Raw genomic sequence first — 20321 nt, forward strand, 5'->3', positions numbered from 1 at the left:
TGCGGGCCGGGCGTCCCGTGGACACCCAGCCCGGCTGTGTTGCAGACAGACCAGCAAGCGGAATGGTTACTTGACCTCGACGGTCGCACCCGCCTCTTCCAGCTGCTTCTTGATGTCTTCCGACTCGTCTTTCGATGCGCCTTCCTTGATCGGAGCCGGTGCACTTTCGACCAGATCCTTGGCCTCCTTCAGGCCCAGACCCGTAATTCCACGCACCGCCTTGATCACAGCAACCTTGTTGGAACCGAAGCTCGACAGGACAACATCGAATTCGGTCTTTTCTTCAGCGGCTTCGGCCTCACCACCACCGGCACCACCAGCGGCGGCCACGGCAACCGGTGCGGCTGCTGAAACACCGAACTTCTCTTCCATGGCTTCGATGAGGTCAACAACATCCATCACGCTCATGTTCGAAATGGTTTCGAGAATATCTTCCTTTGAAACGGCCATTGCTTGTTACTCCAGAATCACAAATTGATCGATTAAATGAAACATTCAGGCAGCTTGCTTGCTGTCGCGTACCGCAGCAATCGTGCGAACCAGCTTGGCGTGCGGCTCGGCAAGAGTACGAACGAACTTCTCGATCGGCGCCTTCATCACGCCCATCAGCATGGCGATCGCCTGATCCCGCGTCGGCAGCGACGCCAGACGCTCGAGCTCACTGGCATCGTGCAGCTCGGCGCCGACCGCCACCATGCGGGCAATCAGTTGATCATTGGTCTTGGCGAAATCCTTGACCAGCCGTGCCGCGGCGCCCGGATCCTCTGTCGAGAAGGCGAACAGCAGCGGACCGGAAAGACCCTCAGCCATGCATTCGAAGTCGGTACCCTCAACGGCTCGACGCACCAGCGTGTTTTTGGCCACCTTCAGGTAGACGCCCTCGCTGCGCGCTTGTCTGCGCAACTCGGTCATCTCGCTGACGGTCAGCCCGCGGTACTCGGCAGCGACCGCAGAGTGGGCAGACCGGGCCACTTCGGCCACTTCCGCCACCACTGCCTTTTTCTGCTCAAGTGTGAGCGCCATTGGCTACCTCCATTGAGAAAACTTCCGCAAAACGACCGCGCATATGCCTGGCATCGTCCGGCAGCCCGGATACCGCAATGCTGCGGCTCCTGTGCTCCGGCAGACTGCGCCAGTCACACACTCGGCATGTCTTGCGAAACTTTTCAGTTTCAACCTCATTCGAGATTGTTACCAATCCACAGCGTTCCCGCCGTGGCCTCTGGTGGCCGTTTCTCCCGCAGTATCGGGATAATCGGGCGACACCATCTGCGCGGGCGACGCTTTCGCACCATTAACGCTGCCGGCTGTCCGGCAAGCGACCCGCGGTCTTGGACGGGCACCTCCCCTGAGGGAAGCGAACGCCCGGAAGAAGGAAAGGTTCCAGGTTTCAGGTTTCAGGTTTCAGGGCGGGCCTTGGTGAGCCTCGTGTCTCACTTCCGGCCTTGCACTGATTCCTGCTCCTTGTCACCTGGCCTCCAATCCTCCTCCAATTTTTTTCCTGAAACCGGAAACCTTCAGTTTCAAACGCCCAGACTGCCCGTATCCACGCTCAGCCCCGGGCCCATCGTGGTCGATACCGCGATCTTGCGCAGGTACTGGCCCTTGGCCGCCGGCGGCTTGGCCTTGACCAGTTCGCTGACCAGGGCCGTCAGATTCTCGCCCAGCGCCTCGGGCGCAAAATCGACCTTGCCGATTGTGGTATGCACGATACCGCCCTTGTCGGTGCGGTATTGCACCTGGCCGGCCTTGGCGTTCTTCACCGCGGTCTCGACATCGGTCGTGACCGTACCCACCTTGGGATTGGGCATCAGACCGCGTGGACCGAGAATCTGGCCGAGCTTGCCGACAACACGCATCGCATCCGGCGTCGCAATGCAAACGTCGAAATCGATCTGACCACCCTTGATGGTTTCGGCCAGATCATCCATGCCGACAATATCGGCGCCGGCCTCACTGGCCTTGTCGGCATTATCGCCCTGGGCAAAAACCGCTACGCGTACCGATTTACCAGTGCCGTGCGGCAGCACAAGCGCGCCGCGCACGACCTGATCAGACTTGCGCGGATCCACACCCAGGCGAATGGCCACATCCACCGACTCGGTGAACTTCACCTTGCTGAACGACTTCAGAAGGCCAATGGCCTCGTCGAGCGCATAGGCCTTGCCCGGCTCGATCTGTTCGCGAATCGCACGAACCCGCTTTGATTTTCTGGCCATCACTCGACTCCTTCCACGTTCAGACCCATGCTGCGAGCGCTGCCGGCGATGGTGCGCACCGCGGCATCCATATCAGCAGCCGTCAGGTCCGGCTCTTTCATGCGCGCAATCTCTTCGAGCTGATCACGGCTGACGGTACCCACCTTGCGGGTATTCGGCTCACCGCTACCCTTCTGGATCTTGGCGGCCTTGCGCAGCAGCACAGCAGCGGGGGGTGTCTTGGTGATAAAGCTGAAACTGCGGTCGCTGTAGACCGTGATCACCACCGGAATCGGCAGCCCGGGTTCGGTATCCTGAGTCTGGGCATTGAAGGCCTTGCAGAACTCCATGATGTTGACACCATGCTGTCCGAGTGCCGGCCCGACCGGTGGGCTCGGATTGGCCTGGCCGGCCGGCACCTGCAGTTTGATATAGCCCGTTACTTTCTTTGCCATCTCTTACGTCTCCTCGGGTTCAAGCGCCGGGCCATGTGAGACCACCGGCTCCCCGTATTGGTTCAGCTCCCGGATCGCGCCTTGCGCATCCGGCTCTCTACAACCTTCCTTCCCGCGGCCCCGAAGTCGCTCGAAGCCCGCCGGAAGAGATCCCGGTTGACGCTATCGCGCGCCCGGGATCGAGCAACAGCAACGCGCTGCGTTACAGCTTCTCGACCTGCTGGAAGTCCAGCTCGACCGGCGTCGAGCGACCGAAAATCGATACTGCCACTCGCAGCCGGCTCTTTTCGTAATTGATCTCTTCGACCACACCGCTGAAATCATTGAACGGTCCTTCCGTGACCCGGACCATCTCGCCGGGCTCGAACAGCACCTTCGGACGCGGCTTGTCAACGCCTTCCTGGACCCGCTGCAAAATGGCGTCCGCCTCCGCCTGACTGATCGGCGCCGGGCGATCCTGACGCCCGCCGATAAAACCCATCACCTTCGGCACATCCTTGACCAGGTGCCAGGTGTCGTCATTCATTTCCATCTCCACCAGCACGTAGCCCGGAAAGAACTTGCGCTCGCTCTTGCGCTTGACGCCCTTTTTCATCTCCACCACTTCCTCGGTGGGGACGAGAATCTCGCCAAACTGGTCTTCCATGCCAGCGCGCCTGATGCGCTCCTCGAGCGATCGCTTGACCGTCTTCTCGAAACCCGAATACGCGTGGACGACATACCACTGCTTCGCCATCAACTGCCCCCGGCCGCGCCAATCAGGCGACGAACGATCCAGCCAAACAGCGAATCCATCAGAAACAGCAGCAGCGCCACGATAAACGTAATCACCAGGACAATCAGCGTGGTCTGCAGCGTTTCGTCGCGCGTGGGCCAGACGACCTTGCGCCGCTCCACGTCCGACTCGCGCAAAAAGGAATAAAAATCCCGACCCCGGGTACTCTGCCCGAATACGGCGGCCGCAATGCCAACCGCAGCCAGCAATCCAATCACGCGCACCAGCGTCATGACTTCGCCGGAGAAATAGTAAAAACCGTAGATACCGCCGGCCAGGACCAGCAGTGATACGGCCCACAACAAGTGGTCGCGTGGAGACGTCTTTTCGGCAGCCATTCGTCGCCTTCTGTTCGATTCAGTGGCAGGCGAGGAGGGACTCGAACCCCCAACCTGCGGTTTTGGAGACCGCTGCTCTGCCAGTTGAGCTACTCGCCTATGGAACTCGGTTTACGGTTTACGGTTTACGGTTTCCGGTTTACGGTTCGCTTCGAGCCGGTCCCGTAAACCATTTACCGTGCTCCGTAAACCGCTTATTCGATAATCTTCGCCACGACGCCGGCACCCACGGTCCGGCCGCCTTCGCGAATCGCAAAGCGCAGACCTTCCTCCATGGCAATCGGCGCAATCAGCTCGACCGTCATCTGGATGTTGTCACCCGGCATCACCATCTCCACGCCTTCGGGCAGCTCCACCGAACCGGTCACGTCCGTCGTCCGGAAATAAAACTGCGGGCGGTAACCCTTGAAAAACGGCGTGTGACGGCCGCCTTCGTCCTTGCTCAGCACGTAAACTTCCGCCTCGAACTTGGTGTGCGGCGTGATCGAGCCCGGCTTGGCCAGAACCTGACCTCGCTCAACCTCGTCGCGCTTCGTGCCCCTGAGCAAAACACCCACGTTGTCGCCCGCCTGACCCTGGTCAAGCAGCTTGCGAAACATCTCAACACCCGTGCACGTCGTCTTCGACGTGTCCCGGATGCCCACAATCTCGATCTCGTCGCCTACCTTGACAATGCCGCGCTCGATTCGACCCGTCACCACCGTGCCACGACCCGAAATCGAGAAAACGTCCTCGATCGGCATCAGAAATTCCTTGTCCAGATCACGCTCAGGCTCGGGTACATACTCGTCAAGCGCATCAACCAGCTTCAGAATCGACGGCACACCAATGTCCGACTCGTCGCCTTCCAGCGCCTTGAGCGCCGAGCCGGTCACGATCGGGGTGTCATCGCCCGGAAAATCATAGTCGCTGAGCAGCTCGCGAACTTCCATCTCCACCAGCTCGAGCAGCTCGGCGTCGTCAACCATGTCAGCCTTGTTCAAATACACCAGAATGCACGGCACACCCACCTGGCGGGCCAGCAAAATGTGCTCGCGCGTCTGCGGCATCGGACCGTCAGCCGCACTCACCACCAGAATCGCACCGTCCATCTGCGCCGCGCCCGTGATCATGTTCTTCACGTAGTCAGCGTGACCCGGACAATCCACGTGGGCATAGTGACGGTTGTCCGACTCGTATTCGACGTGCGCCGAGGCAATCGTGATCCCGCGCTCGCGCTCTTCGGGCGCGTTGTCAATCTGGTCGTAGGCGCGAAACTCGCCGCCGCGCGCTTCCGCGCACACCTTCGTCAACGCCGCCGTCAGCGTCGTCTTGCCGTGGTCCACATGACCAATCGTGCCAACGTTCACGTGCGGCTTGGTGCGTTCAAACTTTGCCTTGGACATGCCTCAAAACTCCGTTGTTTGCCTTTTTGAATTGTTCGCTAATCTATGGTGCCCACGACTGGACTTGAACCAGTGACCTCTCCCTTACCAAGGGAGTGCTCTACCGCCTGAGCTACGTGGGCAGCGATATCTGGAGCGGGTGATCGGAATCGAACCGACATCATCAGCTTGGAAGGCTGAGGTTCTACCGTTGAACTACACCCGCCTGATCGTGTGGCTCTTCCAAACCTCGAATTCTGGTGGAGGGGGCAGGATTCGAACCTGCGAAGGCTAAGCCAGCAGATTTACAGTCTGCCCTCGTTGACCGCTTGAGTACCCCTCCGGAAAATCTGGCCCTGCTCGATTTCGCTTCCGGCTACCCGATATTCCAGACGAAGCCCGCAATTCTCGCCGATGTCGCAGCGCAAGTCAACCGGATCAAACAGGCCTGTTCAGCGCCCGGAATGGATCCGGCGCAGGTGACGGCCCACGGCCAGCCAGGACCCGGCAACCCCGAGCGCACCGCTGCCGCCAATCAGCATCGCGCTGACGGCCATCGATGGCGGTTGCAGCGCAAAACCGGAGGCGTAGGCACCGCTGAGCAGATCAACCGGCTCGGCCAGAGCGAGCAGCCCGACTCTGATGATCAGCCAGGCCAGCACCCCCCCGGCCAGCCCGTACCAGAGCCCGGAGTACAGGAAGGGACGACGGACAAAGCTGCCCGTCGCCCCGACCAGCGTCATGACCTCGATCTCCTCGCGTTTGTGCTGGATATCGAGTCGGATGGTGTTGCCGACGATGAAGGCCACGGCCACGGCAAACAGCAGCGCCAGCAAGGCAACCACCTCCTCGAGCAGCGCGACCATCGCATCAAGGCGCTCCAGCCAGCGCAGATCGACAATCACCTGATCGACCTGGGGGTCGGCCTCCAAACGGGCCATCAGGGTGGGCACGTCGGCGGCAGGCGCGGGCGTGACCTCGAGTACCCAGGGCAGCGGATTGTCCGACACCAGACTGGTCAGGTCAGGCAAATCAAGCTGCCCGGCCATTTCGGCCAGTCCCTGGGCCGGGCTGACCGGATCGACGGCCACGATATCCGGCTGCGCGCTCCAGCGCGACGCCATGCGAAGCGCCTGGTCATCATCGAGCTCCGACGCCAGAAACACCGACAGCGTGTCGAGCCGCTCCCAGTCCGCCGTCATACGCGCCAGGTTGTCAAGCGCCACGAACAGGCCGGACGGCAGGCTCAAGGTGATGGCCAGCACCACAATCGTCATGATCGAAGCCAGCGGCTGGCGAATCAGCGTGCCGAGCGACGACAACAGACTGTAGGCATGCCGCCGCGCCCAGGCGCGCAGGCCGCCTGCGCCAAGCGCGCCGGGCAGCCGATCACCGCGCCTGTGCCTCATTCGGAGCGCTCCGGCCGCGCCTCGACCTCATCGACCAGGCGACCATCGTCCAGAACCATCACGCGCCGACCCAAACGGCGAATCAGGTCCAGGTCGTGGCTGGCAATCAGAACGGTTGTTCCCAGCTCATTGAGCTGCACGAAGAACTGCATCAGGTCGGCTGACAGCTCCGGGTCGAGGTTACCGGTCGGCTCATCGGCCAGCAGCAGCGGGGGTTTGCCGACAATGGCGCGAGCAATACCGACCCGCTGCTGCTGTCCGCCTGAGAGCATCGGCGGATACATGCGCTGCTTGTCGAGCAGATCCACCTTGTCGAGCGCAGCATGCACACGCCGCCGGATCTCCGAGTAGGGCGCGCCGGCAATGACCAGCGGCAGGGCGACGTTATCGAAAATGCGGCGATCAGACAGCAGGGCATGGTCCTGAAAGACGATTCCGATGCAGCGACGCAGCCATGGAATCTGCCGGCGCGACATCTGGCCGATGTTGCGCCCGTCGAAAATGACCCGGCCGCGGCTCGGACGCTCCAGCAGCGCGATCAGCTTGAGCAGCGTGGACTTGCCTGCCCCGGAGCGTCCGGTCAGAAACGCCAGCTCACCCCGCTGCAGCGAAAAGCTGACGTCGGTCAACGCCTGGACGCCGCCGGGGTAGCGCTTGGCGACCTGCTCGAACACGATCATCAGATCATCACCCGACAAACTGGCTGATGCTCATGATCGGCAGCATGATCGCCAGAACGATATACAGCACGATCAGGCCGACGACCAGGATCAGCAGAGGCTGCAGCACCGCCAGCAGGACTTCGGTGGCCGACTCCAGATCGCGTTCCTGCAACACGGCCGCCTGATCGAGCATCGGCGACAGCTCACCGGCACGCTCCCCACCGTGAATCAGCCGACGCGCCATGGGCGGCAGCCAGTCCACGGTCGTCAGCGCACCCGACAGCGACTGCCCTTCACGAACCTGGTCGGCCACCCGCTGGATATCGGCGCGCGCCTGGTGATTGCCCAGCACCTCGGCGGCCACCCGCAGCGCCTCGACCAGCGGCACGGCGCTGGCGGTCAGTATCGCCAGCGTGCGGGTCAGCGTGGCCGTCGCGCGCGCGCGCATGAGCCGGGCAAGCAACGGCAGACGCAGCACCAAGCGGTCAAAACGCCGTCTTGGCCCGGTTCGCGCCAACACCGCCATCGCAACGGCGGTCAACGCCGCCAGCGACAGCAATACCCAGACGCCGTAGGACGCAATGAAATCCGACAAGGCCAGCAGACTTCGCGTCAGCAGCGGCAGATCCTGCCCGGCCTGCTCGAACACCCCGACCACCCGCGGCACCACATAGCCAATCAGGCCCCACACCACGGCGACGGCAACCCCGGTCAGGAGCATCGGGTAGACCAGGGCGACTGTCAGACCGCGGCGCATGACTTCACGCTGCTCGGCATAGTCCGCCAGCCTCGCCAGCACGACGTCCAGTCGCCCGGCACGTTCACCAGCGGCGACCGATGCGGTGTAGAGCGTCGGAAACAGACGTGGATGCTCGCTCATCGCCGCCGACAGGCTTTGACCCTCCATAACCCGCGCCCGAATGGCGCCGATCTGCCGACGCGAGCGTGCCCGGTCGGACTGTTCGACCAGCACCGATAGCACCTCTTCCAGCGGCAGGCCGGCCTTGAGCAGCGCCGACATCTGGCGAAGCAGCAGCGCCCGTTCGCGACCGGATCCGGCAGCGGCAAAGGCCTGCCGCTGCTCGCCTTCGACGGCACCAACAGCCAGCGGCATCAGGCCGCGCTCCCTTAGCTGGGCACGCGCGGCACGCGCGCTATCGGCCTGGACCACACCACGTGTGGTCGAACCGGTGTCAGTCAATGCCTGGTATTCGTACGCTTGCATTCGTTATCGGTTGCCGATGAGTCGGATCAGAGCCCGCGCAGGTGGCGGTCGCACCCCCGACGGACGAGGTTTCAGACCTGGCCACACATCGCTGCACGTGTACAGGTCGGGCCTGTCGTCCGTCGCGGATGCGCGACCTACGCAGCTCTCGTTACACGCAACACCTCCTCGAGACTGGTCGTGCCGGCCAGCGCCTTGCGCCATCCATCCTCGAGAATGGATGGCGAGAGTTCCCGGGCCAGCGACTCCAGGGACTGCTCCGCGGCGCCGTCGTGAATCAGCGTTCGCAGGCGCTCGCTGACCGGCACCAGTTCGTAGATACCGGTCCGGCCGCGATAACCCGACTGCCCCTCCCCAAGCCCGGCGCGCGGACGATACAGCGTGGCCGGTTGGCCGGCGGGCAAGCCCAGGCGGCTCAGTTCTGCGGCAGAAATCTCGTAGGGCTCACTGAGTTCGGCGTCAAGCACGCGCACCAGTCGCTGCGCCAATACCCCGATCAGGCTCGACGACAGCAGGAACGGCTCGATGCCCATGTCGACCAGACGTGTGATCGCGCCAACCGCGCTGTTGGTATGAAGAGTCGACAAGACCAGGTGTCCGGTCAGACTGGCCTGGACCGCAATACGGGCCGTCTCCAGATCGCGGATCTCCCCGACCATGACCACGTCGGGATCCTGCCTGAGGATCGCGCGCAGGCCGCGCGCGAAGGTCAGATCGACTCTTGGATTGACCTGGGTCTGACCGATGCCGTCGAGGTCGTACTCGATCGGATCCTCGACGGTCATGATGTTGCGGCTGCGGTCGTTGAGGCGCATCAGCGCGGCGTACAGGGTGGTCGACTTGCCCGAACCGGTCGGCCCGGTCACCAGCAAAATACCGTGCGGGCGCGCGATCAGCCCGGCCATGCGCTCGGTCGTGGCCGGATCCATGCCCAGTTCGGCCAGATCCAGCCTCCCGGCCTGCTTGTCGAGCAGCCTGAGCACGACGCGCTCGCCGTGACTTGACGGCAGGGTCGAGACACGCACATCCACCGGACGGCCGGCAATGCGCAGGCCGATCCGGCCATCCTGCGGCAGCCGTTTCTCGGCAATATCGAGCCGCGCCATGACCTTGATCCGGGAGGTGATCAGTCCGGCCAGCCCGCGCGCTGGCGACATCACTTCGCGCAATACACCGTCCACCCGGAAGCGGATGGATAGCCGTTCCTCGAACGGCTCCAGATGGATATCGGACGCCCCCTCGCGAATGGCCTGAGTCAGCACCCCGTTGATCAAGCGGATGATCGGGGCATCGTCCTCACTTTCCAGCAAATCGGCCGGTTCGGGCAGGTCCTCGGCCAGCCGCGCCAGGTCGAGGTCGTCGCCCAGATCATCGGCAACCTGCCGCGCAGCTTCGTCTCCGGACTCGTAGAGGCGCACCACCAGCTGATCGAAATCGGCTGCGTTCAAGCGCTCCAGCCGAACCGGACCGGCCATTCGCCTGCGCACTTCCTGAACCGCGGCGATATCAACCGGTTCGCGCGCAGCCAGGCGCAACTGTCCGTCGGCGTCAGGGCCGACGACGGTTACACCGCGCTTGCGCGCAAAACCATAGCCGGGTCGAAAATCACTGCTCATCGGGTGGTGACTGCAGAAACGCTTCCAGCTCGGGCAGGAGCGGCATGTCCTCGGCCGGCGTCATGCCTCGCGTCCGGTTGCGCTGTTCAAGCTGCAGATTGCGAATGCGACTGTACTTCGAGCGCGAGACCGACTCCATCAGCGCTTCATCACGCAGGATCTGCGGCCGAATGAACACCATCAGGTTGCGCTTGACGTTGCTGCTGGTCCGGTATCGGAACAATTCACCAATAAGGGGAATACGTCCCAGCCCGGGCACTTCCTCGCGCCCTTCCTGCACATCGTCGCTGATCAATCCTCCGAGCACCAGGATGGCGCCATCGGGCACCATCACCCGGGTCGAGATCGTGCGCTTGTTGGTGATCAGATCGACCGCCCCGGCCGATGGGGCCAGAGTCGAGACCTCCTGGCCGATATTGAGAATAATCATGTCGCCTTCGTTGATATGCGGCGTGACGTTGAGCTTGATGCCAATCTCTTCGCGGTTGATGGTCTGGAACGGGTTGACCTGACCTTCTCCGGTGGCAATGCCCTGGGTCGAAAAGCTGCCCGACAGGAACGGAACCTCCTGACCCACGTTGATGCTCGCCTCATGGTTGTCGAGAGTGACAATGGACGGTGTCGACAAAACATTGCTGTTGCTGTCATTGGCCAGCGCCCGCGCCAGGCCGCCGATTTCGAGCATTTCCACGCCGAGCAGGCTGGTCCGGCCGCCGACGTAACCCAGATTCAGGCCACCGCCCGGCAGGAACAGACTGCCCTCCTCGTCGGCACCCAGCGCACTGAGATTCAGGATGTTTCGCCCGCCACTCTGGAAATTGGTGCCGCCGAAGAAGCCGCGCTCGTCGTCTTCGAAGAACTGCCACTGGATGCCCAACTCACGGCTGGTATCCATTGCGACTTCGGCAATGATCGCCTCGACCAGCACCTGGGCCCGACGAATGTCGAGTTGACGAACCACCGACTCGATGCTGCGAAACAGTGAAGGCGGCGCAGTAACCACCAGCGCGTTGGTGTCGGCATGGGCCTGAACCCGGGCGCCGCCGGTGTCGGACTCGTCGAGATCCAGAACGCCCTCGATCACCGGTACCAGCGTGTCGGCCGTGGCGTAGCGCAAGTAGATCACCTGCGTGCTGCCCTCGGATTCCAGCGGCGTATCCAGGTGACTGATCAGGGTCCGCAGCCGCAAACGTCGGCCAGGCTCACCGGCCAGAATGACCGTGTTGGTCCGCTCGTCGGCGACGATCGGCTCGGCCTCGTTGGCGCCCGGGTAGATACGCTTGACCATCTGCGCCACCTGGGCGGCGTCGGCGTGAGACAGCCTGATGACCTCGATGTCCTGGTCGGCCGCGGCATCGAGCCGCTCGATGATCCGTTCGATGCGGCGGATGTTGACGGCCCGGTCGCTGACGATCAGACTGTTCGAGCCGGCGTGGTGGACCAGATAGGCCGATTGCGGCAACAGCTGGCGCAGCAGCTGGGAAACCTCGCCGGCGTCGACGTGCTCGAGCGTGATGATGCGCGTGACCGGATCGTCCCCGGCTGCGTGCATGTCATCGACCGGAACCCGTCCGTCCTGGCGAGCGGCGACATCGGGCACGATCCGTACCGTGTGGTCGTCGCTGACCGCGGTGTAGCCATGTACGCGCAGCACCGACTGGAAAACGTCCCAGACCTCATCGCTCGACAGGGCCTGCGATGACATGACGGTAACGCGCCCCGACACCTGTGGATCGATGATGATGCTGCGCCCGGTCATATCGGCAACAGCCGCGATCATGGCGCGAATATCGGCATCCTTGAAATTGAGGACGTGACCATCCTCGGCTGCAAGCGGCAGGGTCAGCAGGAAAAGCAGTGTTGGCAAGATCAGTCGGCATTTCATGGTTGCTGAAGACTCTCCAGGATCTCTGCGACGTCCGGACGCAGGGTAACTTCCCGCCCCTGGCGCTGAACGGTGATGGTGATTTCCCCGCCGCCGAGCACGTCGGAGAACAGATTCTGAACGGCGGCGCGCGACTCCAGCGGCTGGCCGTTGACCGCCTTGACGATGTCGTTGACCTGCAGTCCCAGTTCGGCAAACAGGCGCGCGTCACGGCCCGGACGCACCCGGTAACCGCCGCCGGAAACCGGCATGACCGTAACCGCACCGGCCAGCTTTCCGGCATCGATACCGAGCGAGCCGGTGAGATCGGCCAGCCCGGCCACACTCACCCCGGCCGGCGCCTGGAAGCCCCGGATACCGGGCATTTGCAGCGGGGCGCCGCCCTCCGGCACGGCGCTCGAAGACCGGCTTGCCGAGGTCTGCGTCGCCGCGGGGCTGTCGTCGAGCGCCAGGGATTCGGTCTGACCGTTGCGAACGATCAGCACCCGACGCGGCTCAATCGTATCGACCCGGCCGCCGTCCGGCAACTCATCGCCCTCGCGATAGACCTCCTCGGCGCCTTTCTCACCCGCAATAATGGCGTAGGCGGTGCGGCCGGCGACCACGCCCTTGAGCCGCAAACGGCTGTTCGAAACCGGAGCGACCGAAGTCATTGCCGGACGCGGCCTTGTGCGGCCAAACAGATCCCAGCGAAACTCGCCGCTGCCCCCGGCTACGCTCGGAATGACCTGCGGCACCGGCGGCATTGGCGCTGGCGTGACCTCGACCCCGGCCACCAGCAACCAGACCATGCGCACCAGCAGCCAGACGATGGCCAGCGCGAGCACCAGGCTGGTCACGAGCGCCAGTCGTCCGGACCAAAGCGGCGAGATCACATCGGACAAGGGACGGAATGCTCCGCGGTCATATCTGGCAGGAGATTAGCACAGACCGAGCCGCCTTCGGAGTCATCCGGCGGGTTTTGAACCCGCCGCACCCCGACAATCCCCGCTGCGGGCGCTCACGCGCTCTTGCCGTGACCCCCTCCGCGCCTCCGGCCACCGCGACGACCACCGCCCTTGCCTTTGTGTCCATTGCTTTTTCTGTACGGCGCCGGTCGCTCCAGCCGCGGCAGATCATCCGGATCGTGGGCCTCGACCTGCAGCGTCATTTCGATGTATTCCTCGATTTCAGGCAGATAAAAGGCAGAGTCCTCGCAGGCGAAGCTGACCGCGTCGCCGGTAGCGCCCAGGCGCGCCGTGCGGCCGATCCGGTGCACGTAGTCCGCCGCATCCTGGGGCAGGTCGTAATTGATCACGTGACTGACATCGGGGATATGCAGGCCCCGGGCAGCCACATCGGTCGCCACCAGCACGTCAATGTCGCCGCCATGGAAGCGCTTGAGCAGGCTCTGCCGCTTTCTTTGCGGGACATTGCCCGAGAGCATGGCGGCGTTGATCCCGTTGGCCTCCAGTGTGCGGGCAACACGCTCGGTCTCGTGGCGGGTGTTGACGAACACCATCACATGGCCGTCCTCCCAGGCGCGAAGCAGCTGGACCAGCAACGGCAGCTTTTCCCGATTGGCCGGGTAGTAGACCACCTGGCGCACCCGGTCGCTCGTGACCTGCTCCTCCTCGAAGCGAATCGTTTCGGCGTCGTTCATGTGCTCGTAGGCCAACTCAGTCACCTTGAGCGGAAAGGTCGCCGAGAACATCAGCGTCTGGCGACGCTCGACCGGCGGCATCTTGCGGAACAGGAAGCGGATATCCTTGATGAAGCCGAGATCGAACATGCGGTCGGCCTCGTCAAGCACCGCCACCTCGATATGGCGCAGGCTGTAGACGCCCTGCCTGAGATAGTCGATGAGACGACCCGGCGTCCCGATGAGCAGGTCAACGCCGGCGGCGATCTGGTCACGCTGCTTGCCGTAATCGACACCACCATAGGTCAGGATGCTGCGCAGCCCCGTAAACCGACCGAGCTGCTCGGCGTCACGATGGATCTGAATGGCCAGCTCCCGCGTCGGTGCAACGACAATAGCGCGCGGGTTGGGGCCGCGCTGCTCGGGGCTGTCCGAGGACAACAGTTTGTGGAAAATGGTTAGCAGAAACGCGGCAGTCTTGCCGGTGCCGGTCCGCGCCTGGCCGGCCACGTCCCGGCCGACCAGCGCCAGCGGCAACGTGCGGTCCTGAATTGGCGTACAGAACTCGAAACCGGCCTCGGCCAGTCCGCGCTGAATGCGGTCATCGAGTTGAAACGTGTCGAACCGTGTATCGGTCAGTACCCGCTGGGTATCGGAAGAATCGCTCAATTGGTGCATTGTCCTTGAAAAACGCTGGGTCCGCCTTGATTTCGGCGGTAGCGGAGCGGGTACCCGACCGCGGCTACCGAACTCCGAAGCGTGCACGTTATCATAGTAGACTGGTTGACGTCTGTTCGCCTGTCGACGCGGCGTCGACGGTGCGGCCACCGCAGTCTCTTTTTTTTAAGGAGTTTCAATCACCGTGAGCAACAACATCATCCACGTGACCGACAGCGATTTCGATGAGCAGGTTCTCAAGGCCGACCAGCCGGTGCTGGTCGACTACTGGGCCGAATGGTGTGGCCCGTGCAAGATGATCGAGCCACTGCTGCACGAACTGGCTGACGAATACGGCGACCGCCTGCGTATCGCCAAGCTCAATATCGATGAAAACCAGCAGGTCACCAGCCGCTACAAGATCCGTGGTATCCCCACGCTGATGATCTTCGACAATGGCGAGCACCAGGCAACCAAGGTCGGCGCACTGACCAAGTCTGCCCTCAAGGCCTTCGTCGACGATACCATCTGAAGCTCCGACCGGCCGGTCGGCACCGGCTGGACGCGGAACGAATTTGGTGCTAACGTACGCACCATCAGCGGCGGGCCTCCGTCCGACCGACTCAGATATCCCGATTTTTCTACCCTGCCGGGGCACATGCGATAGAGCCTGATCATTTTATGTTCCGGTCGCCGCGACCGGTGGACCTCCCCGTCTACCCGCGGCGCCCTGCATTCAATTCCTGGAAAAGAATTCCAATGAACCTGACTGAACTGAAAAGAAAATCCGCGCAAGAGCTGGTCGCCATGGCCGAGGAACTCGGCATCGAGAACATGGGCCGATCGCGCAAGCAAGACGTCATCTTCGCAATCCTCAAGGCCAAGGCGCAGAAAAAGGAAGCGATCTACGGCGACGGGGTGCTCGAAATCCTCCAGGACGGATTCGGGTTCCTGCGCTCGGCCGAAGCCTCCTACATGGCCGGGCCCGACGACATCTACGTCTCGCCATCGCAGATTCGCCGCTTCAATCTGCGCACCGGCGACTACATTGCCGGCAAGATTCGGCCGCCCAAGTCGTCCGAGCGCTACTTCGCGCTGCTCAAGGTCGAAGAGCTCAATTACGACAAGCCCGAGGCGGCCAAGAACAAGATCCTGTTCGAGAACCTGACGCCGGAATTTCCGCGCGTGCAGCTGGAGCTCGAACGCGGCAACGGCTCGACCGAAGACATCACCGGGCGCATCATCGACCTGATCGCGCCGATCGGCAAGGGACAGCGAGGCCTGGTCGTCAGCCCGCCCAAAGCCGGAAAAACCATGATGCTGCAGAACATTGCCACGGCGATCCGGGCCAACAACCCGGAAGTGCACATGATCATCCTGCTGATTGACGAGCGACCCGAAGAAGTGACCGAAATGGAACGCGGCGTCGATGCCGAGGTGATTTCGTCGACCTTTGACGAACCGGCATCCCGGCACGTCCAGGTCGCCGATATGGTGATCGAGCGCGCCAAGCGCCTGGTTGAACACAAACACGACGTCATCATCCTGCTCGACTCCATAACCCGCCTGGCGCGCGCCTACAACACCGTGGTGCCATCTTCAGGCAAGGTCCTGACCGGTGGGGTTGACGCCAATGCGCTGCAGCGACCCAAGCGGTTTTTCGGCGCGGCGCGCAACATCGAGGGTGGCGCAAGTCTGACGATCATCGCCACGGCCCTGGTCGACACCGGCTCGAAGATGGATGAAGTGATCTACGAGGAATTCAAGGGCACCGGCAACATGGAAATCCACCTGAGCCGCAGGATCGCCGAGAAGCGCGTCTATCCCGCTATCGACATCAACCGCTCCGGCACCCGCCGCGAGGAACTGATGGTCGGCAACGACCAGCTGCAAAAGACCTGGATTCTCCGGCGTATCCTGCAGCCCATGGACGAAGCCCAGGCCATTGAATTCATGCTCGACAAGCTCAAGGTCACCAAGACCAATGAGGAATTCTTCAACTACATGAAGCGATAGGTCACTGGCCGATCGCACAGGCCGGGATCGCATCCCGGCAGACGACCGCCGAACAGTTCGCGGAATCCGACAACCGAAACCCTTCACCCCCCATTGACAGCCGCTTCGTAATCTGCTCCTATTCACAAATGTGAAGGAGCCCTTCAATGTCCGACGACCCCAACGCCACGATTCTGCTGGTTGAAGACCACGACGACCTGGCCGCTACCATCGGCGCCTATCTGGAGGACGCCGGCTACGCCTGCGACTACGCTGCCGACGGTGCCATTGCGCTCAATCTGATGGAAGACAACGAGTACGATGCCATCGTGCTCGATCTGATGCTGCCGCGCATCAACGGCATTCGCGTTGCCGAGCGTCTGCGTGACCGCGGCGACGGCACGCCCATCCTGATGCTGACCGCCAGGGACCAGCTCGACGACAAGATCGAGGGCTTCGATGCCGGCGCTGACGACTACATGGTCAAGCCGTTCGAATCCGAAGAGCTGCTGGTCCGGCTGCGAGCCCTGATCCGGCGCGCCCGCGGTGAAATCGGCGAGGGTCAGTTGAAGGTCGGAGATTTGATCTTCGATCCGCGCCTGATGCGCGTCGAGCGCGCCGGTCAGCGCATTGATCTGTCCCCCACGGCGATCCGCATTCTCAAGGTGCTGATGCGCGAATCACCGCGCGTTGTCAGCCGCGAGCAGATTGAAAACGAGTTGTGGGGAGACACCCTGCCCGACTCCGACACGCTCAGAAGCCACATGTACAACCTGCGCAAGGGAATCGACCGTCCGTTCGAGATCAAGTTGCTTCACACCGTCCAGGGCATGGGCTTCAAGCTTGCCACGCCGGACGAGGCTTAAATGCCGGCACACGACCTGCACACGCCGGGGTCGAATCGCCGTCAGACGATCAAGTAGGTCGGGGTCGCATCCCCGACGGATGACCGAGCCCGGATCGAATCCCCGTCAGACCATTGTGTAGGTCGGGGTCGCATCCCCGACGGATGACCGAGCCCGGATCGCATCCCCGTCAGACCATTGTGTAGGTCGGGGTCGCAGCCCCGACGGATGACCGAGCCCGGATCGCATCCCCGTCAGACCATTGTGTAGGTCGGGGCCGCATCCCCGACGGACGAGGTTTCGTCAGCCACCGCGCCTACCTTGCGCGTGCTTCACGTTCGGATGGGATATGCGGGTAGATGCCGGCGCAGACAAGCGACATCTTATCGGTCGGAAACGTGCCCTCGGCTCACGGCGCCTCACGGATCCGCTCTGAGCAACACCTCGATCCGGTCCCAGCAGGTTCGGCGAAGCTCGCGCCACTCCAACCGGAACCACGGCGCTACGGCTGCCTCGTTATCGGCAACCAGGGCATCGACCTGTGCGGGCGAGAGAAACGCCCAGTCGGCGATTTCCGAAGGATTGGGGCGGACCGCGTCTTCGGTCGTGCGGCCTGCATAGACCCAGCACAGCTCGTGTTCAGAGCCCAGATCCAGATACCGCGCCTGGTAGCGAAATTTGTAGATGAACTCCAGTTCGGCATCAACGCCGATTTCTTCATTGACCCGCCGCGCAGTGGCCTCGGGCATGCTTTCACGGGCACGCGGGTGCGAACAGCAGCTGTTGGCCCAGTGCAGCGGCCACAGCCGTTTGTCGCCGGCGCGTCGCTGCACCAGCAGGCGCTCTTGATCGTCGAACAAGAAAATCGAGAACGCGCGATGAAGAACGCCGTCACCGTCATGGCAGGCGCCCTTGGACAGCGTGCCGATCGGATTATCCTGCTCGTCGACCAGAATCAGCGGCTCGGCATCCGATGACACCGCACGTGCCGGGCCCGCCTGTTCAAGCGCCACCGATCTGGACCTCCAGCGCATTGTAGCCGGCGGCACGAATCGCCTGGGCCACCCTGGCACTGTCTTCCGGGCACAGCGCGATGATCGAGCCCCCCCCACCACCACCGGTCAGCTTGGCGCCAACCGCCCCGTTGTTGCGCGCAACCTGTATCAGTTCTTCCAGCTCCCAGCTCGACACCTGCATGGCATTGAGCAAACCCTGGCAGACATTCATCATCTCGCCCAGGGTCTCGAAATCGCCGGTTTTGAGCGCGTCCAGGCCGTGTCCAGCCAGGGTGTCGATCTCGTCGAAGATTCGCTCATACAGTGCCGGATTCTTCTTCCAGGCCTCGCGTACACGGGCAACGGTGCGTGCGGTCAGGCTCTCGACGCCACTCATGCCAATGACGATCGGTAGCGGCTCTGCCACCTCGATGACCTCCCGCTGCGGCTGCTCGCCGTTGCGGAACAACAGAAACTCGCCCCAGGTGGCCAGCGTATTATCGATACCCGATGGCGTGCCGTGAGCCACCTTTTCGCACTCGAACGCCATTTCGTTGACCCGCTCGTCGTCCAGCCCGAGTGAAAAATGGGCGTCGATCGCGCGGATCACCGCGACCGCCAGGGCAGCCGAGCCACCCAACCCCATTGCGCGCGGCACATTTGGAAAGACTTCGATACGCATACCGCGCCCCTGCAGGCCCAGCGCCTCGAGCACGCGCGCCATGGAGCGGGCAAAGGATTGCGGTCTCTTGGCGTTGAATTCCAGTCGCTGCTCGACGCCCCAGCGCGGAATGATCAGCTCAACGCCTTCGCGCGCATCCTCCACCCGTGCCTGAATGGCCAGCGGAATGGGCGCAGCCACCGCCCGCCGGCCATAGACAACGGCATGTTCACCAAGCAGAATGATCTTGCCGTGCCCGGCGCCCAGTCGTTCGCCTTCCAGCGTGTCCTCGACGCGATCGGCGCTTGCCCGGCAGTGCGGGTCGGACTGGCAGCGCACCTCGGCAATGATCTCCTCGGCCTTCCAGATCTTGATCTCTCCGGAGGCGATCAGGCGTTCAACCACGGTATCGAACAGTTCCGGCGGCGTGCCGGCGGCAGTCGCCACCGACCGCGCGTGCAGCGTCATGTGGCCCTGCTGGATGCCCTCGGTGACCAGCGCACGCAGTGCCGAGAAGGTCTGGGCCAGACCAACCGCCCCCATCACTTCGGCCAGCTCGCGCGCGCTGCCAGCGCCCAGCAGGCGCAGGTTGAGCGCAACAGTAGGATTGGTCTGCAAAGGCCCGCCAACCGTGCCGACCTTGATCGGGATCTCCAGCTCACCGACCAGGTCGCCGTGATCGTCCTTGTACCACTGAGTCAGCCCGGCATAGCGACCACCGCGGGCAGCATAGGCGTGGGCGCCGGCCTCGATCGCCCGCCAGTCGTTGCCGGTTGCCAGGGCAACCGCATCGATACCGTTCATGATGCCCTTGTTGTGGGTGGCCGCGCGGTACGGGTCGACCCGGGCAAAATCATTGGCCACGATAATGCCGTCGCGGACTTGCTCCCCGTCAAAGCCCTTGCCAGTCAGCAACCGCGTGGGGATGCGGACGCGTGCCTTGACCAGGGAGCGGTCGGCCAGGTTGGACAGAATGCGCAGAAAGACCCGTCCCTCGGCAATGGTCTCGACCAGCGAAGCCACGCCTTCGCACATCGTATTGACCAGGTTCGCGCCCATCGCGTCGCGGGTATCGACCAGCAAGTGGACCACGACCATGTCTCCACCGGGCCCCTGGGAGGGGTGAACGAAAACCTCCAGGTCTTTCGCCCCGCCTCCGCGCGCAATCATTTTCGGATGCAGGCTGTTGGCCAGGTTCAGTATCTCGGCCTTGCGCTGCAGCAGCGCCGCTTGCGCGCGAGCCGGACTGGCGACATCGACCACCTGGACCTGACCGATCAGCTGCGGCTCCATGCTCTCAACCCGGAACCCCCCGGCCTCCCGCGCCAGCTTGGCCGCCGAGCTCAGCGCCGCCACAATCGACGGCTCCTCGACGACCAGTGGCACAACGTATTCCCTGCCGTTGATCAGAAAATTCAGGCCGAGGCCAACCGGCAGTCCCATCACGCCGATGACGTTTTCAATCATCTTGTCGGCCAGCTGAATCGACAGCGTATGTCGGCCCGACTGGAGAACCTGACAATCCTCCGGTCCAAGCAGACCGCGATCGCGTACCGTGCGCACCCGCTCAGGCACCGACATCTTGTAGAACTGCGGAATCCTGGATCGCTCCATCATTCA

General features: G+C 62.9%; 19 protein-coding genes and 4 tRNA genes. 3 read left to right on the plus strand and 20 right to left on the minus strand.

Annotation, left to right across the window (positions count from 1 at the left end):
• Window positions 1-66: 66 nt before the first annotated feature.
• The 18 genes from rplL to HND55_11785 form a co-directional block, all read right to left on the minus strand.
• Entirely contained in the window at window positions 67-450 is a 384-nt protein-coding gene (gene rplL, locus HND55_11700) for a 50S ribosomal protein L7/L12 (protein QKK03260.1), read from the minus strand.
• A gap of 45 nt (window positions 451-495) precedes the next feature.
• A complete protein-coding gene (gene rplJ, locus HND55_11705; protein ID QKK03261.1) occupies window positions 496-1023 on the minus strand; it encodes a 50S ribosomal protein L10 in 528 nt (175 codons plus the stop codon).
• A 500-nt stretch (window positions 1024-1523) separates the two neighbouring features.
• Window positions 1524-2219 (minus strand): 50S ribosomal protein L1, encoded by a 696-nt coding sequence (gene rplA, locus HND55_11710; GenBank protein ID QKK03262.1) that lies wholly within the window; start codon window positions 2217-2219, stop codon window positions 1524-1526.
• Window positions 2219-2653, minus strand: a complete 435-nt coding sequence (rplK, locus tag HND55_11715) for a 50S ribosomal protein L11 (GenBank protein QKK03263.1) — start codon at window positions 2651-2653, stop codon at window positions 2219-2221. Before rplK ends, rplA begins: the two co-directional genes overlap by 1 nt.
• Window positions 2654-2855: 202 nt before the next feature.
• On the minus strand, window positions 2856-3389 hold the full coding sequence (gene nusG / locus HND55_11720; protein QKK03264.1) for a transcription termination/antitermination protein NusG: 534 nt from the start codon (window positions 3387-3389) through the stop codon (window positions 2856-2858).
• Window positions 3389-3766, minus strand: a complete 378-nt coding sequence (secE, locus tag HND55_11725) for a preprotein translocase subunit SecE (protein ID QKK03265.1) — start codon at window positions 3764-3766, stop codon at window positions 3389-3391. The genes nusG and secE overlap by 1 nt, the downstream gene beginning before the upstream one ends.
• Before the next feature lie 23 nt (window positions 3767-3789).
• Window positions 3790-3865 (minus strand) — tRNA-Trp (locus HND55_11730).
• Between the two features lie 95 nt (window positions 3866-3960).
• Window positions 3961-5151: an elongation factor Tu gene (gene tuf / locus HND55_11735; GenBank protein ID QKK03266.1), complete on the minus strand. Its 1191-nt coding sequence runs from the start codon at window positions 5149-5151 to the stop codon at window positions 3961-3963.
• Between the two features lie 46 nt (window positions 5152-5197).
• Window positions 5198-5273 (minus strand) — tRNA-Thr (locus HND55_11740).
• 9 nt (window positions 5274-5282) lie between these two features.
• Window positions 5283-5356, minus strand: a tRNA-Gly gene (locus HND55_11745).
• Window positions 5357-5388: 32 nt separating this feature from the next.
• Window positions 5389-5473: transfer RNA gene (locus HND55_11750), tRNA-Tyr, on the minus strand.
• A gap of 109 nt (window positions 5474-5582) precedes the next feature.
• Entirely contained in the window at window positions 5583-6539 is a 957-nt protein-coding gene (locus HND55_11755; protein QKK03267.1) for an ABC transporter permease, read from the minus strand.
• Window positions 6536-7219 (minus strand): cell division ATP-binding protein FtsE, encoded by a 684-nt coding sequence (ftsE, locus tag HND55_11760; GenBank protein ID QKK03268.1) that lies wholly within the window; start codon window positions 7217-7219, stop codon window positions 6536-6538. Before ftsE ends, HND55_11755 begins: the two co-directional genes overlap by 4 nt.
• A gap of 7 nt (window positions 7220-7226) precedes the next feature.
• Complete coding sequence (gene gspF / locus HND55_11765) at window positions 7227-8426, minus strand: type II secretion system inner membrane protein GspF (GenBank protein ID QKK03269.1); 1200 nt, start codon at window positions 8424-8426, stop codon at window positions 7227-7229.
• 137 nt (window positions 8427-8563) lie between these two features.
• Window positions 8564-10042, minus strand: a complete 1479-nt coding sequence (gene gspE / locus HND55_11770; protein QKK03270.1) for a type II secretion system ATPase GspE — start codon at window positions 10040-10042, stop codon at window positions 8564-8566.
• Window positions 10032-11909, minus strand: a complete 1878-nt coding sequence (gspD, locus tag HND55_11775) for a type II secretion system secretin GspD (protein ID QKK03271.1) — start codon at window positions 11907-11909, stop codon at window positions 10032-10034. The genes gspE and gspD overlap by 11 nt, the downstream gene beginning before the upstream one ends.
• A 14-nt stretch (window positions 11910-11923) precedes the next feature.
• Window positions 11924-12811 (minus strand): hypothetical protein, encoded by an 888-nt coding sequence (locus tag HND55_11780; protein QKK03272.1) that lies wholly within the window; start codon window positions 12809-12811, stop codon window positions 11924-11926.
• 116 nt (window positions 12812-12927) lie between these two features.
• Entirely contained in the window at window positions 12928-14226 is a 1299-nt protein-coding gene (locus HND55_11785) for a DEAD/DEAH box helicase (protein QKK03273.1), read from the minus strand.
• Between the two features lie 184 nt (window positions 14227-14410).
• Here HND55_11785 and trxA point away from each other — a divergent pair, with 184 nt between their 5' ends.
• The 3 genes from trxA (at window position 14411) to HND55_11800 (ending at window position 17066) form a co-directional block, all read left to right on the plus strand.
• On the plus strand, window positions 14411-14737 hold the full coding sequence (trxA, locus tag HND55_11790; protein QKK03274.1) for a thioredoxin TrxA: 327 nt from the start codon (window positions 14411-14413) through the stop codon (window positions 14735-14737).
• Between the two features lie 227 nt (window positions 14738-14964).
• Complete coding sequence (rho, locus tag HND55_11795; protein QKK03275.1) at window positions 14965-16221, plus strand: transcription termination factor Rho; 1257 nt, start codon at window positions 14965-14967, stop codon at window positions 16219-16221.
• A gap of 146 nt (window positions 16222-16367) precedes the next feature.
• Window positions 16368-17066, plus strand: a complete 699-nt coding sequence (locus HND55_11800; GenBank protein QKK03276.1) for a response regulator transcription factor — start codon at window positions 16368-16370, stop codon at window positions 17064-17066.
• A 398-nt stretch (window positions 17067-17464) separates the two neighbouring features.
• On the opposite strand, the gene idi is transcribed toward HND55_11800, so the two are convergent.
• Window positions 17465-18079, minus strand: a complete 615-nt coding sequence (gene idi / locus HND55_11805) for an isopentenyl-diphosphate Delta-isomerase (protein QKK03277.1) — start codon at window positions 18077-18079, stop codon at window positions 17465-17467.
• The gene (locus HND55_11810) at window positions 18048-20318 is read right to left on the minus strand and encodes a hydroxymethylglutaryl-CoA reductase, degradative (GenBank protein QKK03278.1); all 2271 of its coding nucleotides are present in this window, start codon (window positions 20316-20318) and stop codon (window positions 18048-18050) included. The genes idi and HND55_11810 overlap by 32 nt, the downstream gene beginning before the upstream one ends.
• Window positions 20319-20321: the final 3 nt, after the last annotated feature.

It is taken from the genome of Pseudomonadota bacterium, from assembly GCA_013285445.1.
Classification (GTDB): domain Bacteria; phylum Pseudomonadota; class Gammaproteobacteria; order Xanthomonadales; family Wenzhouxiangellaceae; genus Wenzhouxiangella.

Bases quoted from the DNA above. Each gene is read 5' to 3' on its own strand.
- tuf (QKK03266.1), bottom strand. From the start codon at position 5,151: ATGTCCAAGGCAAAGTTTGAACGCACCAAGCCGCACGTGAACGTTGGC.
- secE (QKK03265.1), bottom strand. From the start codon at position 3,766: ATGGCTGCCGAAAAGACGTCTCCACGCGACCACTTGTTGTGGGCCGTA.
- HND55_11755 (QKK03267.1), bottom strand. From the start codon at position 6,539: ATGAGGCACAGGCGCGGTGATCGGCTGCCCGGCGCGCTTGGCGCAGGC.
- nusG (QKK03264.1), bottom strand. From the start codon at position 3,389: ATGGCGAAGCAGTGGTATGTCGTCCACGCGTATTCGGGTTTCGAGAAG.
- rplK (QKK03263.1), bottom strand. From the start codon at position 2,653: ATGGCAAAGAAAGTAACGGGCTATATCAAACTGCAGGTGCCGGCCGGC.
- rho (QKK03275.1), top strand. From the start codon at position 14,965: ATGAACCTGACTGAACTGAAAAGAAAATCCGCGCAAGAGCTGGTCGCC.
- HND55_11810 (QKK03278.1), bottom strand. From the start codon at position 20,318: ATGATGGAGCGATCCAGGATTCCGCAGTTCTACAAGATGTCGGTGCCT.
- idi (QKK03277.1), bottom strand. From the start codon at position 18,079: ATGCGCTGGAGGTCCAGATCGGTGGCGCTTGAACAGGCGGGCCCGGCA.
- gspF (QKK03269.1), bottom strand. From the start codon at position 8,426: ATGCAAGCGTACGAATACCAGGCATTGACTGACACCGGTTCGACCACA.
- gspE (QKK03270.1), bottom strand. From the start codon at position 10,042: ATGAGCAGTGATTTTCGACCCGGCTATGGTTTTGCGCGCAAGCGCGGT.
- ftsE (QKK03268.1), bottom strand. From the start codon at position 7,219: ATGATCGTGTTCGAGCAGGTCGCCAAGCGCTACCCCGGCGGCGTCCAG.
- rplL (QKK03260.1), bottom strand. From the start codon at position 450: ATGGCCGTTTCAAAGGAAGATATTCTCGAAACCATTTCGAACATGAGC.
- rplA (QKK03262.1), bottom strand. From the start codon at position 2,219: ATGGCCAGAAAATCAAAGCGGGTTCGTGCGATTCGCGAACAGATCGAG.
- HND55_11800 (QKK03276.1), top strand. From the start codon at position 16,368: ATGTCCGACGACCCCAACGCCACGATTCTGCTGGTTGAAGACCACGAC.
- rplJ (QKK03261.1), bottom strand. From the start codon at position 1,023: ATGGCGCTCACACTTGAGCAGAAAAAGGCAGTGGTGGCGGAAGTGGCC.
- HND55_11785 (QKK03273.1), bottom strand. From the start codon at position 14,226: ATGCACCAATTGAGCGATTCTTCCGATACCCAGCGGGTACTGACCGAT.